The organism is Arthrobacter senegalensis, assembly GCF_059091765.1.
Window position 1 is genome coordinate 149,255 of record NZ_JBNHGZ010000002.1, and the last position, 15,253, is coordinate 164,507.

12 protein-coding genes and 1 pseudogene are annotated in these 15,253 nt (G+C 67.4%); 7 read left to right on the plus strand and 6 right to left on the minus strand.

What is annotated here, in order from left to right; all coding sequences use genetic code 11:
* Positions 1 to 3: 3 nt before the first annotated feature.
* Both AC5RVG_RS06130 and AC5RVG_RS06135 read right to left on the minus strand, forming a co-directional pair.
* The gene (locus AC5RVG_RS06130) at positions 4 to 1,257 is read right to left on the minus strand and encodes a M20 family metallo-hydrolase (protein ID WP_494013122.1); all 1,254 of its coding nucleotides are present in this window, start codon (positions 1,255 to 1,257) and stop codon (positions 4 to 6) included.
* A complete protein-coding gene (locus AC5RVG_RS06135) occupies positions 1,254 to 2,957 on the minus strand; it encodes an amidohydrolase (RefSeq protein WP_494013123.1) in 1,704 nt (567 codons plus the stop codon). The genes AC5RVG_RS06130 and AC5RVG_RS06135 overlap by 4 nt, the downstream gene beginning before the upstream one ends.
* 162 nt (positions 2,958 to 3,119) lie before the next feature.
* Here AC5RVG_RS06135 and AC5RVG_RS06140 point away from each other — a divergent pair, with 162 nt between their 5' ends.
* The 3 genes from AC5RVG_RS06140 (at position 3,120) to AC5RVG_RS06150 (ending at position 7,240) form a co-directional block, all read left to right on the plus strand.
* The gene (locus AC5RVG_RS06140) at positions 3,120 to 4,316 is read left to right on the plus strand and encodes a helix-turn-helix domain-containing protein (RefSeq protein ID WP_494013124.1); all 1,197 of its coding nucleotides are present in this window, start codon (positions 3,120 to 3,122) and stop codon (positions 4,314 to 4,316) included.
* Between the two features lie 186 nt (positions 4,317 to 4,502).
* A complete protein-coding gene (locus tag AC5RVG_RS06145) occupies positions 4,503 to 5,831 on the plus strand; it encodes an MFS transporter (protein WP_494013125.1) in 1,329 nt (442 codons plus the stop codon).
* 134 nt (positions 5,832 to 5,965) lie between these two features.
* Positions 5,966 to 7,240, plus strand: a complete 1,275-nt coding sequence (locus tag AC5RVG_RS06150) for an ArgE/DapE family deacylase (RefSeq protein ID WP_494013126.1) — start codon at positions 5,966 to 5,968, stop codon at positions 7,238 to 7,240.
* Between the two features lie 44 nt (positions 7,241 to 7,284).
* Here the strand turns inward: AC5RVG_RS06150 and AC5RVG_RS06155 are convergent, their stop codons facing one another.
* Positions 7,285 to 7,908, minus strand: a complete 624-nt coding sequence (locus AC5RVG_RS06155) for a DedA family protein (RefSeq protein ID WP_494013127.1) — start codon at positions 7,906 to 7,908, stop codon at positions 7,285 to 7,287.
* 84 nt (positions 7,909 to 7,992) lie between these two features.
* Here AC5RVG_RS06155 and AC5RVG_RS06160 point away from each other — a divergent pair, with 84 nt between their 5' ends.
* The 3 genes from AC5RVG_RS06160 (at position 7,993) to AC5RVG_RS06170 (ending at position 10,396) form a co-directional block, all read left to right on the plus strand.
* Positions 7,993 to 9,006, plus strand: a complete 1,014-nt coding sequence (locus AC5RVG_RS06160; protein ID WP_494013128.1) for a pirin family protein — start codon at positions 7,993 to 7,995, stop codon at positions 9,004 to 9,006.
* Between the two features lie 34 nt (positions 9,007 to 9,040).
* On the plus strand, positions 9,041 to 9,388 hold the full coding sequence (locus tag AC5RVG_RS06165) for a GNAT family N-acetyltransferase (RefSeq protein ID WP_494013129.1): 348 nt from the start codon (positions 9,041 to 9,043) through the stop codon (positions 9,386 to 9,388).
* 96 nt (positions 9,389 to 9,484) lie between these two features.
* Positions 9,485 to 10,396 carry a hypothetical protein gene (locus AC5RVG_RS06170; protein ID WP_494013130.1) on the plus strand — a complete coding sequence of 304 codons (912 nt, stop codon included), beginning with the start codon at positions 9,485 to 9,487 and terminating at the stop codon, positions 10,394 to 10,396.
* Between the two features lie 4 nt (positions 10,397 to 10,400).
* Here AC5RVG_RS06170 and treS read toward each other — a convergent pair whose 3' ends face one another.
* Together treS and AC5RVG_RS06180 are read right to left on the minus strand one after the other, a co-directional pair.
* Positions 10,401 to 12,764, minus strand: coding sequence for a maltose alpha-D-glucosyltransferase (gene treS, locus AC5RVG_RS06175; RefSeq protein ID WP_494013131.1), 2,364 nt, complete (start codon positions 12,762 to 12,764; stop codon positions 10,401 to 10,403).
* 202 nt (positions 12,765 to 12,966) lie between these two features.
* Positions 12,967 to 13,461, minus strand: a complete 495-nt coding sequence (locus AC5RVG_RS06180) for a MarR family winged helix-turn-helix transcriptional regulator (RefSeq protein WP_494013132.1) — start codon at positions 13,459 to 13,461, stop codon at positions 12,967 to 12,969.
* 46 nt (positions 13,462 to 13,507) lie between these two features.
* Here AC5RVG_RS06180 and AC5RVG_RS06185 point away from each other — a divergent pair.
* Positions 13,508 to 14,323: pseudogene (locus tag AC5RVG_RS06185) on the plus strand (EamA family transporter); the annotation flags it as partial.
* A 148-nt stretch (positions 14,324 to 14,471) separates the two neighbouring features.
* Here the strand turns inward: AC5RVG_RS06185 and AC5RVG_RS06190 are convergent.
* A complete protein-coding gene (locus AC5RVG_RS06190; RefSeq protein WP_494013757.1) occupies positions 14,472 to 15,173 on the minus strand; it encodes an endonuclease/exonuclease/phosphatase family protein in 702 nt (233 codons plus the stop codon).
* Positions 15,174 to 15,253: the final 80 nt, after the last annotated feature.

Consider the following 15,253-nt stretch of genomic DNA (forward strand, 5'->3'; position numbering starts at 1 on the left):
CTCCTAGCCGGCCGCGAGCTCCCCGGCGACCAGCCGCCGCGCGACCTCGGTCAGCAGTTCCACGCCGCGCACGGCGTCGTCGTCCCGGGTGAATTCGGCCTCGTTGTGGGAGATCCCTTCGACGCTGGGAACGAAGAGCATAACCGTCGGCACTACGTCCTTCAGGTTGGTCGAGTCGTGGCCGGCCACGGTCATGATTTCCGTGTGGCTGAACCCGAGCCGCTCCGCGCTGGCGATGCCGAGCGCCACGCCCGCGGGCTGGTAGGACACCAGTCCCCACCGGTGGGTCAGCTCCAAGCCGACCGTCGTGCGGGACACGGCCTCCGCCTCGGTGATCTTTTTGTCCATCAATTCCATGGCGCGGGCCAGGACGTCCTCGTCCGGCGACCGCAGGTCCAGGTTCATGACGGCCTGTCGCGCAATGGTCACCGGCGAGTTGGGCAACACGTACATCTCGGAGACCGAGGTGTGCAGCTGCCCGGGGGCGAACTCCGCGGCGAGGTCGCGGGCGGCGGAGATGACCAGGGCGGCTCCGTAGAGGGCATCCCTGCGGTCCTCCATTCGGGTGGATCCGGTATGCGACTGCTCACCGTCGACCGTGACGCGGTACTTGCTCGCCGCCCACGTGCGGTCCACGATTCCGACCTGCGTGCCGGTTTCCTCAAGGCTCCGGCCCTGTTCAATATGGATCTCGGCGTAACGGGCCACGTCGGCGAGCCGGGGGGCGCCGTCGTCGGCGGTGCGGTGGCCGGCGGCCAAGGCCGCGGCAACCGTCGTCCCGGCCGGATCCGCGGTGGCCAGCGCCTCTTCCAGGGGCAGCTTCCCCGTGAAAACCGAACTGCCCATCATGCTGGGCGTGAAGCGGCTGCCTTCCTCGTTGAACCAGTTGACCACGGCCACGTTGTAGACCGGGTCGATCCCGCCCGCGGCAGCTTCGGCCGCCACGCGGGCCGCGGCGTGGGCCCCGGCCAACACGCCGTAGGCGCCGTCGTACCGCCCGGCCAACGGCTGGGAGTCCAGGTGCGAGCCGAGCAAGACATAGGGAGCACCGGGAACAAGTTCAAGGGTCCCGAACTGGTTTCCGGCGGCGTCTACCGTTTCGGTGAAGCCGTGCCGCGCCAGCCACTCGCCGAACCACCGGCGGGTGGCATGGTCCTCCGGCCTACCGGCCTGCCGGTCCACGCCGCCGCCGGCGGTCGCGCCGAACCCGGACATGGCACCGAAGTCGTCAAGAAATTCCTGGCCGGTCGTGCTCATCGTGTTTCCTCCCCCGTCGACGCCGTCGACGCCGTCGCCGCATCAGCGAAGTCCAGTGCCGGAAATTTCTCCGCGCCGAAGCGAATGTCGCCGCCCACCATGGTGGCCAGCACCTGCGTGGCGCCGATGCGCGACGGCTCGACGGCAGTGGGGTCTTGGTCCAGGAAGACCAGGTCGGCCAGCATGCCCGGTACCAACCGGCCCTTGGTGTCCCCCGCTCCCGTCGCCGCGGCGGAACCGACGGTGTAGGCGGCCAGCGCCTCGGCCGCGGTGATCCGCTCGTCGGGGCCGTATACCTCGCCGGACGGGGTCAGCCGCTGCACGAACGATTGGATCACGTCGAGCGGACGGCCGTTGGACACCGGTCGGTCCGAGCTGCCCGGCAACGTGGCGCCGCGCCGCAGCAGGCTGTTGGCCGGGTAGGACGTGGCCGTCCGCTCCGGACCGAGCAGCCGCGCCATGCCGTCGCCGAACTCGGTGATGAAATGCGGCTGCGGCACCAGGACGATGCCGGCCGCGGCGATGCGGTCCAACTGCTCCGGCCGGATCACGCCGCCGTGCTCAATCCTGTTGGGCAGCGGCCTGCGGCCGTAGGTTTCCTGGGCTTCGGTGATGATGTCGATCGCGTGGTCGATGGCGTGGTCCCCGATCGCGTGCATCGCGATGGACCAACCGGCGCGGTACGCCTCGAGGGACGATGCGCGCAGCACTTCGGCGTCCATTTGAAGGTAGCCGTGGTTGTGGGGGCAGCCGACATACTCTTCGGTGACGTAGGCGGTGCTGCCCAGCAGCGATCCGTCGCTGAAGATTTTCACCGGTCCCAGCCGGAGCCAGTCGTCCCCCAGGCCGGTGCGGATGCCGGCATCGAGGCCCCGCGAGACCGGGTCTGCGTCGTGCCCCCGAACCTCGTGCAAGGCATCCAGAACCAGCATGGGTTGCATCCGGACGCTCAGCAGCCCCTTGTCCCGTGCACTTTGGTAGGCGCCGAACTCGCGCGGTGAGTAGCCGATCCAGCCGCCGGCGATGCCTGCGTCGGTGACGCTGGTGATGCCCTCGGTCAGATAGTGGGTGGTCGCGAGGTCCAGCGCGCGTTCGATGGTCGCCAGCGGGTAGGGCAGCATGATGTCCTGCACGAGGCGCATGGCGTTCTCTTCCAGCAGCCCGGTGGGCCGGCCCTGGGCATCCGTGACAACGACGCCGCCATCGATCGGCGCGGCAAGGTCGGCGCCGCGTGCGGCGATGAGATCGAGTGCGACACCGTTGACATTGCAGGCGTGGCCGGAGGAGTGCTTGATCCATACCGGGCGGCCGCCGGCGGCAGCATCGAGCCGGTCGCGGTCAGGCTGGGCTCCGCCGTGCAGCAGCGGGCTGTACCCCGAGGCCACCACCCATTCGTCCTCCGCCAGCGTGGACGCGGCGTCGGCTATCACCGCATAGGCCTCATCGAGGCTGGCGACGGTCCCCAAATTCGCTTCCATCAGGCCGAGCCCGAACCAGACGCTGTGGGCGTGCACGTCATTGAAGCCGGGGACGATGACCGCACCGGCGGCGTCGACGACCCTCCCGGCCCGGGGCGCGGCCTGCGGGTCGACGTCGAGTGCCAGCACCTTCCCGTCGTGGATCAGCAGGTTTTCTGCCACCGGATGTCCGGGGTCCTGGGTCAGTATGCGGGCGTTGCGGATCAGGAGATCGACGAGCATGAGTCCTCTTCGTGCTTTCGCTGCGGCGTGCCCGGAGCGGTAGATGGCGCAGCCAGCCGTGCCCGGCGCCGCCTCCATTTCAACACTGGAGCAATGTCACGCTCAATGGACAAAAGACGCCATCTCCGGCGGAAGGATTAGGCAAATGCATAAGATGGATGCATGAGCGAGCCGCGCGTAGAGCCCTTCCCCCACGACGCCAGCCGGCATTGGGACTTCAATCCCGACCCGTCGGCCGAACCTCAGTGGACCGAACTTATCCGGCGCCTGTGGCAGGAACGCGATTTACTGGTCAGCGACTTCCTGGAGCGCTTTGCGGCCATCTCCTATGAGGGGGCACTGGTTCCGGACGAGGATGTCCGCCGGACAGCGGTGGACACGATGGAGATGTTTCTGTTCCAGATGGCCGGCCTCGAGTTGCCGCCCGATCTTCGGTCCCTGCCGAGGGATGTGGCTTCCCGCCGGGCACGCCAGGGGGTTCCGCTGGAGGCCTTCCTGAGCGCGGTACGCAACGACTTCCGGGTCCTGTGGAAAGGCCTTGAACGCGTTGCGCGGGGGCACGGCACCGACGTGCTCGTTGCCAACATGGACCGGGTCTTGGACACTGTGGAGAGATATGTCAGCAGCATCCAGCAGGCGTTTTCGGAAGAAGAAGCCCTGCTTGCCCGCGACAAGCAGCTGCACCGGCAACGGCTGCTTTCGCGGCTCTTTAACACCGACACCCAAAACACCGGCGAGGTCTCCGACATCGCCGCCGGCTTGGAAGTAGAAAGCTCGGACGTGTTTGAACTGATTGCGGTCACCAAGGAGGCCGCGGCGAAGTTGCCGGATCAGCCGGCGGCCGACCGTCACACCTTCTCCTACGAACGCGCCGGCGCCCTCTTCCTTTTCCGGGTAAGCCGAGCCGGACGGACCTGGCAGGACGATCCGCCCGAATTTCCGGCCGGCTATATGCCCGGCGTGGAGGGCCTGGCCGCGATTCCGCAGGCGGCAGCGGCGGCTTTGGTTTTGGCCGCTAAGAACGGTGCCGATACGGGGCTGGCCACCATCGCGGGCACTTGGATGTCCATTGCCCGGGACCTCCTGGAGAAGGCGCTCCCCGGATTCTCGCTCCCCGTCACCACGGCACTGGACCACTGCACGCCGCATGAGCGCCAGCGGTTGCTGCAGGTGGCGCAAAGTTACGGCCGCACCGGTTCGATTAAGGAAACCGCGGAGGAACTTTACTGCCACCGAAACACGGTGGTCAACCGGTTGCATTCGCTGGAGGAAGTCATCGGGCTGGACATGACGGTTCCGGCGCAGGCAGCGCTCGCACTCGTGGCGCTCGCGGACTACAAAAACGGGCACAAGTTGTGAAAAGGCACAAGTAAGCGTTGTCAAGCCGGTGAGTATTGTCATTGTTCAGGGGAATGGCACTACCTTACAGTCGAGAGGTACTTCACAGCTCTACCTCGGGATGTCCTCCGTTCAGGGCCATAGGAATTACGGGCTGCCGCTGCCTCCTCCAACGATGCCGGCCCCGCACAGCTTGAAAGGCAACACGTGACGACGCCGCAATCTCTCAACACCCCCGGCGCTCCGCCGAAAGTCTCCGGCAAGGACGCAGGCAAGATCGCCCGGGCCGCCTTCGTCGGAACGGCGCTCGAGTGGTACGACTACTACCTCTTCGGCACGGCCGCGGCGTTGGTGTTCAACCGCCTGTTCTTTACGGAACTGGATCCCACGGCCGCGTTGCTGGCTTCGTTCGCCACCTTCGGCGTCGGCTTCGCAGCCCGTCCGATCGGCGCCATGCTGTTCGGCTACATCGGCGACAAGTACGGCCGCCGGCCCGCCCTGCTGACCACCATCGTCATGATCGGCGTCGCCACCGGCCTGATCGGCCTGCTGCCCGACTTCGGCAGCATCGGCCTGGCGGCCCCGATCCTGCTCGCCGTCCTGCGGCTCGTCCAGGGACTGGCAGTGGGCGGCGAATGGGGTGGCGCGGTCACGATGGCCGTCGAGCACGCCCCGGCCGAGAAGCGCGGCCGGTACGCCGCCCTGGTCCAGGTCGGCTCGCCGGTGGCGACCCTGCTGGCCTCCACGGCGTTCACCCTCGTGCTGCTCTTCCCGTCCGACTTCTTTGACGCCTGGGGCTGGCGCATTCCCTTCCTGCTGGCCTTCCCGATGCTCCTGATCGCCCTGTGGATCCGGCTCAAGGTGGAGGAGTCGCCGATCTTCAAGGATCTGCTGGCCCAGGAAGAGACCTCCAAGGTCCCGGCCTTCGACGTCTTCCGCAACGCCGGCGGCCGCCTGGTGGTTGCCGTGCTCGCCGCCCTGCTGGGCGTGGGCGGCTTCTACATGATCACCACCTTCGTGGTCAGCTACGGCGTCAACACCCTGGGTGTGGACCGCAACGTGATGGTCAACGCCACCCTGATCGCCGCCGTCGCCCAGATCATCGTCACCATCCTGATGGGCCGGCTCGCGGAAAAGATCGGCCCGGGCAAGGTCACCATGTGGGGCGGCATCCTCACCGCCGTCCTGGCCTTCCCGTTGTTCGCCATGATCGACACCAAGTCCCCGCTGCTGATCACCCTGGCCATCACGTTCGGCATCATGCTGATCGCCGTGGCGTACGCGGTCAACGGCGCGCTGCTGACCGAACTGTTCCCGGCGAAACTGCGTTACTCCGGCGTGGCCCTGGGCTACAACATCGCCGGCGCGACCAGCGGCTTCATGCCCATGATCGCCACCGCCATGCTCGGCGTCTCCGGCAGCCAGTCCTGGGGCGCGGCCATGATCCTTGCCATCATCGCGCTGCTCACGGCCCTCGGCGGGTTCCTCGGCGAACGGCTGCGGGTCAAGGACAAGCAGATCGTAGCCGACAGCTAAGTCCCCACGCCCGCCCCACCCCGGGGCGGGCGCCGGCCTCCGGTGGACACCGCCTCCGGAAGCCAGCGTCTCACCACCTCGCGGGGAGCCGTCCAGCCGGGCGGCTCCCCTGCGCCATATCAAGGAGCATTCGGATGATCAATGACGAACAGTCCCAACGTATTCTCGATGCCGTCGACGCCGCGTTCGACGCGCAGCTGGCCTTCACCCAGGAGCTGGTGAAGCACCCGTCGCTCCGGACCGCGGAAGGCAGCGCGCAGGACCTGCTGCACACGGCGATGGCCGCCCGCGGCCTGGAAATGGACCGCTGGCAGCTGGATCCCGACGAGCTCGCCACGCATCCGGGCTTCGGCCCCGTCACCGTCTCCTACGACGACGTCGACAATGTTGTCGGCACGTACCGGCCTGCCGCCGAAACCGGCCGCTCGCTTATCCTGAACGGACACGTCGACGTGGTGCCGGAAGGGCCGGAAGAGGCATGGTCGCGCTCCCCCTGGGATGCTCCCATCATCGACGGCTGGATGTACGGCCGCGGAGCCGGCGACATGAAGGCCGGGCTGGCCGCCAACCTCTTCGCGTTCGACGCCGTCAAGGCGGCCGGCCTCGAACCCGCCGGCCGCATCCACTTCCAGTCCGTCGTCGAAGAGGAATGCACGGGCAACGGTTCCCTGTCCGCGCTGATGCGCGGGTACCGGGCGGACGCGGTCATCATTCCCGAGCCCGAAGAGGACATGCTGGTCCGGGCCAACGTCGGGGTGCTCTGGTTCAAGGTGCGTGTCACCGGCAACCCGACCCATCCGCGCGAGATGGGCACCGGCTTCAACGCCATCGACGCCGCCTATACCGCCATCACCGCCCTGCGCGAGGTCGAGGAGAAGTGGAACGCGGAGCGGGGCCGGCACCGCTACTTCGAGGACCTGGAACACCCCATCAACTTCAACTTCGGGCAGATCATCGGCGGCGACTGGCCCTCCAGCGTGCCCGCCTGGTGTGAATTCGATGTGCGGGCGGCCATTTACCCCGGGATCCCGGCCGAGCAGGCCTGGCACGAACTGCAGGAATGCCTCGCCCGGCTGGGGGCCGGCCCCGAGCCGATCAAGGCCGTCGCCACCAAAACCGGATTCTTCTCCGAAGGCTACGTGCTGGAGCCCGGCAGCGAAGCCGAGTCCCTGCTGGAGAGCACGCACGAGCAGGTCTTCGGTCAGGAGCTTGGCAGTTTCACCACTCCCGGCTACCTGGACGGGCGTGTCTTCGCGCTCTATGCCGACACGCCCGCGCTTGTTTACGGCCCAGTCTCCGAAGCGATCCATGGCTTCGACGAGCGGGTATCCATCGAATCGGTCCGTCGAATCACCAAGAGCATCGCTCTGTTCATCGCCAACTGGTGCGGCGTGGAAGAGCGGGCCTGATGCAGTCGCCGGCACCCGCACTTCCTGCCGGTGCCGGCGACCGCCTAGCGGCCCCGATTCCCGCTGGACTCCATCCGTTGCCGGTTTTCCCACCACTTCAACGTGTGGTTGATCAGCGACCCGAGCACCAAGGACGCTGCGATGGCGAGCAGCACCGCGAACTCGGTGGACAGCTGCGGCCACACGCCCGACGCGGTGCCAATGCCCACCGAGTAGGCGGACCACAGCACACCGGCCAGGGCGGAGTGGGCCAGGAACCGGCGGCCGGGCTGGGGAATCATCGCGGCGGCCACATTAAGCGTCACCCGCCCCATGGGAACAAACCGGGACGTCAGCACCAGCGGCAGCCCCTTGCGCCCCAGCCCGGTGCGGGCCTTGCGGAAGCCTGACTGCCAGTGTCGCCCGGAGAACACCTTCCGCTCGGCGAGGTTGAAGCGGCGCACCAGAAAGAACGTGCCGGCGTCACCCGCTACCGCACCGGCCAGCATGGCGGCCGCCAGTACGTAAGGGTCGAGGTGGTCCGAGTGCACCGAGAGCGACCCCAGCGCGACGAACAGCGTGGTGCTCGGCACCGGAGGAACCAGCGCGGAAACGGTCACGGAGAGCGCACCGGCAGGGTAGATCCACCAGTAATCCAGGCTGCGCAGCAGTTCGCCGAGTTCTTCCATCCCCCCATCCTCCCCGATGCACGGCGGTGCAGGTGCAACGCTGCATCTGGCGACACGCTACAATCGCCCGTCTAAACTGGGGCCATGAGCAACCTGGAGGCGGCACCGAGGGAAGTTGTCTGTTCACTGGAAGCAGACTCCGCCGACGCGGAGGTCCTGGCGCCGCGTGACGTCCCGCTGGGCGGCATCCGGGCCATGAACGTCCGCCGCACCCTGCCGCAGAAACGGCGCAGCCTGATCGGTTCCTGGTGCTTCCTGGATCATTACGGGCCCGACCTGGTGTCCGGTACCGGCGGCATGCAGGTTCCCCGCCACCCGCACACCGGCCTGGCCACGGTCAGCTGGCTGTTCTCCGGCAAGATCGCGCACCGGGATTCGGCCGGGTTTGAAGCCATCGTGCGCCCGGGGGAAGTGAACCTCATGATCGCCGGCCGGGGCATCTCCCACCAGGAATTTTCGACGCCGGACACCACCGTCCTGCACGGCGCGCAGCTCTGGTTCGCCCTTCCGGACTCGACCCGCAACATGCCGCCGACGTTCGAACATTACGCACCGGAACCCGTCGTCGGCGACGGGACGGAGTTGCGCGTCTTCTTCGGTTCGCTGGCCGGCTCCACGTCTCCCGTCAACACCTACACCCCTCCGCTGCTCGGTGCCGAGGCCACGCTGCGTGCGGGGTCCCGGCTGGAACTCGCCCTGGACGCCGGGTTCGAACACGGAGTCCTGCTGGATACCGGCGACCTCCGGCTGGACGGAAACGACGTCCCGGTGGACCACTTGGTTTACCTCGCCCCCGGGCGAAAGCGCCTCGTCCTCGAGGCCGGGGACGCCCCGGCCCGGCTGCTGCTCATCGGCGGCCAGCCGCTGGGCGAGCAGATCATCATGTGGTGGAACTTCGTGGGCCGGAGCCATGAGGAGATCGTGGCGTACCGCGCCGCCTGGCAGGCCGAGATCGACGTCGACACCGCGCCGGAACCCGAAAACGGCACCTATCCGGACGGCGCCCCGTATCCCCGGTTCGGCCCCTTCCCCGACGGGACGCCCGCACCGCTGCCCGCCCCGACACTGCCGACCGTCCAGCTGCGACCCCGCGGCTGAGCACTGCCGGACCGACCCATCATCAGGAGGACCCATGGAAGCCGACGCCCCCATCGCCGTCCGCAGCAATGCCGGACGGCGCCGCTACGAACTGGTGGACGGCGGCAAGGTGATCGGCAAGGCCCACTGGTTGCCGTTCGAGGGGCCGTCGGGCCCCGAGCGTGTCTTCTTCCACACCACCGTTGACGAAGAGTATGCCGGGCAGGGACTGGCCGGACGCCTGGCCCGCTACGCGCTGGATGACACCGCCGCTGCCGGGGTGTCCGTGGTGACCGTATGCCCCTACATTAAGGCCTACGTCGAGAAGCACCCGGAGTACCTGGCCCAGACCGCCCCGGTGCGGCCCGAACACCTTAAAGCGGTCGAACGCGTCGCGGGCTAGGGAGACCGCCGGAACCCTTTGCCGTCGCCAACAGTTCTTAACGGGGAGAGATGACCCCGTGCACCGGCTTCCACCGGGCAGGCAAGGAGCGGAAACATGGGAATGTTCGACAAGCTGGTCCAAAAGGGCAAGCAAAAGGCCATCCAGTACGCCAAGGAGCAATTGGCCCAACGCACCGGACAGCAGCGCCCGCCGCGGCCCCAGGACTCCGGCCGGGGACCCGGCTACGGCCAGGATGCAGGCTACGGGCGCGGCCAAAACCGCGAATACGGCCAGGACCCTAACTACGACGGCGGTTACAACCGCGGCTACGGCCAGGACCGTAATTACGACCGCGGTTACGGGCAAGACCGTGGTTATGGGCAGGACCGCGGCTACGACGGCGGGTACAACCGAGGCGGTGGCGACGGCGGTCAAAGGTATCCGTCCCGGCCGCAGCCTCGCGACGGCAGGCCCGGGCAACCCGCCGGCCGGGACGCCGACCAGGCGGCCATCGCGAAATACAAGTACATGCTGCAGACTGCACCGCCCCAGGACATGGAGCGGGCCCACGCCGAAGCCTTCAACCGGTTGACCCCGCAGCAGCGCGCGATGCTCCGGGACGAGCTCAACAGCCAGCTCCCCGCCGCAGAGCGGGCCGCCTCCGACCGGCCCGAGACGCTGGCCAGGACCGCCACCCGCGCCGAACTGGCGCAGCCGGGCTTCATGGAACGGATCCTCGGCCGGAGCGGAACGGGCCGGGGCGGCGGCCGCCTTGCCGCCGGAGCCGCCGGCGCCGCGGGAGGTCTGGGCGCCGGCCTGCTGGCCGGTGTGGCCGCCGGCTTCGTCGGCTCGGCCATCGCCGGTCCCCTGCTGGAAGGATTCTCCGGCATCGGGGAAGGACTGGCCGGCGCCGCAGAAGGATTCGGCGACACCGTCGCCTCCGCCGGTGAGGGCTTTGCAGACAACGCAGGCTTCGGTGGTTTCTTTGGCGACGGCGCCGAGGGGCTCGGCGACTGGGAGATCTAGCGGATCAGGCACCCGCCTGGGGAGCGTCGTCGTCGGCCTCGGCAACCGGCGGCGCGATCAGCAAGGCGGTGCCCGCGTACGGTCCGAGGTGGAGATAGAAGCTGTGCAGGTCGTCCACTGTGCCGATGGTTTCGCCACTGAACGCGTCGGTCACTTCGGAGCCCAGCTCCAAGGCTTCGGAGCGGACGGTACCGGCGATTTCCTGCCCGGAGAAGTTCAGGACCGTGACCTCTTGCCCGCCCGAGACCAGTTGGTGGACCATCACCAGCATGCCGCGATGGGAGACGTCGGGAACATCTATCAGGGCGCTCTTGGCGATGCCGTGCTCTTCCCGGACCGCCAGGATGCGGGCCAACTGCCGGGCGAACGACGCTTCGTCCTCGAGCTGCTCGGGCAGCGTGCCGTACAGGGCCTTGCCCATGGGCATGCCGGAGGTTGACGTCTCGGCTGTCGGGTCGAAACCCATCAGGTCATGCGCGCTGCGGTTGATCCAGCGCGTGTCCCCCCGCGACATCAGCCGGGCCACCCGGCTGCGCTCCAGCGGCAACATCCCGCACAGGTCCCAGCCGGAGAGCGCGAAGACCCCCGGCTGCAGCGCGTTGTACATGGCCAGCAGCAGGTGCACGCGGCAGATCTCGGCCGACTGCTCTTCGGTGATCGAATCCAGGTCGGTGATGCCCAGCACCGCGGTGATCACGCTGGCCGTGGTACAGGCGATTCCGTTGGCGGTGAAGACCAGGTTGTAGGGGGCGGCTTCGCCGGTGATCCCGTCCCGCAGGGTCTGCTGCACCTTGTGGGCCAGCTCCGCGCCGGTGAGCTCCTCGCCGTCGAGCTCATAGACGTCGTCCTTGTGCTTGGTGGTGAAGTGCACCAGTTCGTAGGTGAGCTCGTCGTGGTTCTGCAGCGCGTGCACCAGCGACGCCTGGTCCACGCCGATGTCCATGGCCAGGCGCAGCGTCAGCCGGAGAAACTCGGTGTCCGCGGTGACCAGGGCGTGGTGGTACGCCGGGCGCGTCACGAAGTCGTAGGACAAATCCGGCCCCGTGGCGGAGGTCTCCTTGATGTCGTCGATGGACAGGTTCAGCTCCTGGAAGGTGAAGCCGCCGACCTTGCGGACCATGCTGCCGATGATCTGGTTGGCCGCCGCCGAGAGCGGATGCCCCTCGGACCAGCCCGGCGTTTCCTCGGCACTCTTCTCCACGCCCAGGAAGCCGTTGGCGTCCAGCCGGAGCGCCCCGGTCCCCAGGTCCACCAGCGAATGCAGGGCATCGCCCATCACCAGGCGCATGCCGGAGAAGGTGGGGTCCAGCCAGTTGATGGACGGCTGGCCGGCCTTGAAGTAGTGCAGATAGACCCAGCGGTGGGCCTTGCCCTCGGTGTCCAGGACCGGCGGGGTGGCGCTCCAGTTGGTTTCCTTGACGCCGGGTTCGTAGAAAATGACCCGCTGGAGCTCGCCGATGATGTAGCCGGCCTGCTGGAGCCGGCGCTCGGTCGCGACGTCGATATTGACCGAGTCCTCGCCCTCGGGGACATCCGGCAGCAGGTCCCAGTCGGACTCCGGGATGTCGATCATGTGGTAGATGCCCGGATAGTCGCGGAAGTTCATCTCCGCCAGCCGGAAGTCTGCTCCCTTGCCCGTGTGGCCGGGCACAATATCGTCCACGATCGTGCCGCCGTGTTCGGCGGCCACCCCGCACATGCTCCGGAACTCGTCCTCGGTGCCGAACAGCGGGTCGATCGCCATGCTGATGCGGTCGAAGTGCCCGTCCACGCTGGGGGTATGGTTCCAGCCGGTCAGGCCGCCGGCCAGCTTCACCGGCCCGATGTGGATGGCCTTGATGCCGATCTGTTGGAAGGCCTCCCAGAGCGCGGCATCGCCCAGCGCCGCCAAGAACGTCTGTCCGGGCCTGGTGATCAGCGACAGCGGGTAGGCCGTGAACCAGACCGAGGCCCGCTCCACCGCCGCCCGCGGATTCGGGTACGCGAACGGGTTCTGCCACATGCTGGCCTGCCCGGAGAGCTGGCGCCCCAAAACCTTCGCGTCGCCCAGCATGGACTGGTTGCGCAGCCACTCCACATAGACCTTGTTGCGCGCGTCCGGCTCGAACGGCGGTTGGCCGGGGACGAACTGGCGGCGGCGGGCCGTGGGGCGCAGCGAGCGGGGACGGGCCGGGTAGAACTGCTCGTCAAAGCTGATGTCCGGCGCCTGGGGTTCGGCGAGGGGCTCGACGGCGGTGTTCCCGCCGTCTGCCGCGGCGGCACCCCCGTCTGCCCTGGCAGCACCCCCGTCTGCCCTCGCGGCAGCACCGCCGTCGACATGGTTGGTGCGGTCAAGGACGGGATCGTGCCCCAGAACCGAATCCTTCATGGCGTCATCTCCTTTGTGCTCGACGGCTGGAATTCTCCAGACGGGCTCTACCCCCAACATTGCCAGACGGCCGGGGCCACCACTACCCCGGGCCGCCGGTGGGCCGGGCGGTTTCAGCAGGAAGTGGACCGCCGCCGGGTTCGAGGACCGCGGAGCCGTTCCGGTCGTGCTCGTTGTAGGAGCCGACTTCGTACCGGTTCGGCTAGCAGCGCGCTTCGGCGGCTTGCTCCACCTTGGCCAGCAGGCGCGCGAGCTGGTCGCGTTCCGTCCGAGTCAATCCGGCAAGCAGGGCGCGTTCGGTGTTCACATGGTCGGGCAGAGCCTTGCTGACCAGGTCCCGCCCTGCTGGCGTGAGGGTAACCTGCTTGCCCCTGCCGTCCGTGATGTCTTTGGTCCTTGTGACCAGCCGCCGCTCTTCCAGCCGGTTTAAGCGCTGGGCGATGGCGGCGGAGGTCACCATGGCGGCCTGGGTCAGCTCGCGTGGACTGAGCGTGTAAGGCTTCCCTGAGCGCAGCAGTGTCGCCAAGACGTCAAAGCTGGCCGAATCGAGATCGTGGCGGGCGAACGTTGCCGCCAGCACGGCGTCCACCTTCCGCGACGCGCGGGTGATCCGTCCAATCACTGCCATGGGCGAAACGTCCAGGTCGGGCCGTTCCGCAGCCCACTGCCCCAAAATTTTCGCTACCGGGTCTTCCACGCATCCAGCATAGACGATTCGCTAAGAGCTTAGCTATATTGGCTAAGTGCTTAGCAATCGATGGCTCCTCCTCACAGCCACTGCCTTCGCCCCGTTGACCTGGGGAACGACCTACGCGGTCACCACCGAACTGCTGCCTGCAGACAAGCCGCTCCTGGCAGCGGCGCTGCGGGCGCTACCTGCAGGGCTCCTCCTGCTGTTGATTGTGCGGCGGCTCCCGCAGGGCCCTTGGTGGTGGAAGGCCCCACTGCTCGGCGCACTGAACATCGGCGTTTTCTTCGCCCTGCTGTTTGTTGCCGCCCATCGGCTGCCCGGCGGAGTGGCGGCGACCATTGGCGCCGTGCAGCCTTTGCTGGTGGCTGTCCTGGCCTCGCGTTGGATCGGCGAGCGGCTGACCGGCCCCAAGGTCATTGCAGCGGCCGTCGGCTTGTTTGGCGTCGCGCTGATAGTGCTGCAATCACACGCCGGACTCGACGCGGTCGGGGTCGCGGCCGCCTTGGGCGGCACCTTGTCCATGGGCGCCGGCCTGGTGCTGGCTAAGAAGTGGGGGCAGCCGGATACGGCTCTGGCCGTTACGTGCTGGCAGTTGACGGCCGGTGGTTTGCTGCTGGCACCGCTGGCCCTCCTCATGGAGGGCCCGCTGCCGCAGCTGACCGGTTCGAATTTCGGTGGCTACATCTACCTGTCGGTGATCGGAACTGCTGTGGCCTACGCGTTGTGGTTCCGCGGGCTGCAGCTGCTGCCGGCGTTCAGCGTGTCGCTACTGGGACTGTTGAGTCCCGTCGTCGCCACCGCCACCGGATGGCTGGTCCTTCATCAGGAACTCGCCCCCGGTCAAACAGCGGGGGCGTTGCTGATTTTGGCAACACTGGTCGCCTCCAATTCCAAGGCCACGACAACGGGCGGGCGGGCCTCCGCCGCCGCGGCAGCCATTCGGCGCATACATTTCCGCTGGTTCTCGTCAGGCAGACCTTCAGCCGATTGCCAGTTGGCGGAATACGGCGAACCCGTCAGCTGGCGCGGGCCTCGCGGTTCTCGTCCACGTATTCCGCCGTCACCAGGATCGGCAGGTGGTCGGACTGGCCGCGCGGCAGGGTTTCCACGCTTTGAATGTCCAGGCCCAGGGACGTGGCGAAGTCGAAGTGGCCACGGAACAGCTTGTAGCGCGTGTAGGTGCGGCGGTTGCTCAGGGTGAGCTCGTAGCCCGTTTCCTTCAGGTGCGCGATCAGGTTTTTGGTGAAGAAGGGGTAGTTGAAGTCCCCCACCATCAGTGTCATCTGCTCGCCGGTGCCGCCCATGCCCAGCAGCGCTTCGTGGCCGGCCTTGATCTGATGCCGGCGCAGGGAGTTGGTGGCCGTCAGCGGAGCGGCGTGAAAGTCGCCGACGACGATTTCGTGTTTACTCTCGTTGTCCACCATTTTGACTCCGAGCAGCCGCTCGTGGGCCGGCGCCAGCACGTAATCGTGCAGCGACTTCTTGAGTTCGAAAGTGTTGGTATCAAGGGCGGAGAACCGGTCCTCGTCGTAATAGACGGCCAGTCCCAGCCTGTTTCCCTTGGTCGAATTGGCCAACCGCAGGTGTCCCAGCGTGTGCGGAAGTTTCTCCGTGTCCGCTTCCTGCAGGCACATCACGTCGACGTCGTAGCGGTCGGTCAGGTCCTCGAGTTCCGCGCTCGCACTGTGTTTCCGCAGGTTGTAGCTGATAGCTCTCAACAAAGAATCACCCTTCCGTCGCGGTCGCTGTAGCCTGCGCCCATATTACAGAGCCGGCCCCGCGGTTACATTCGGCGGCC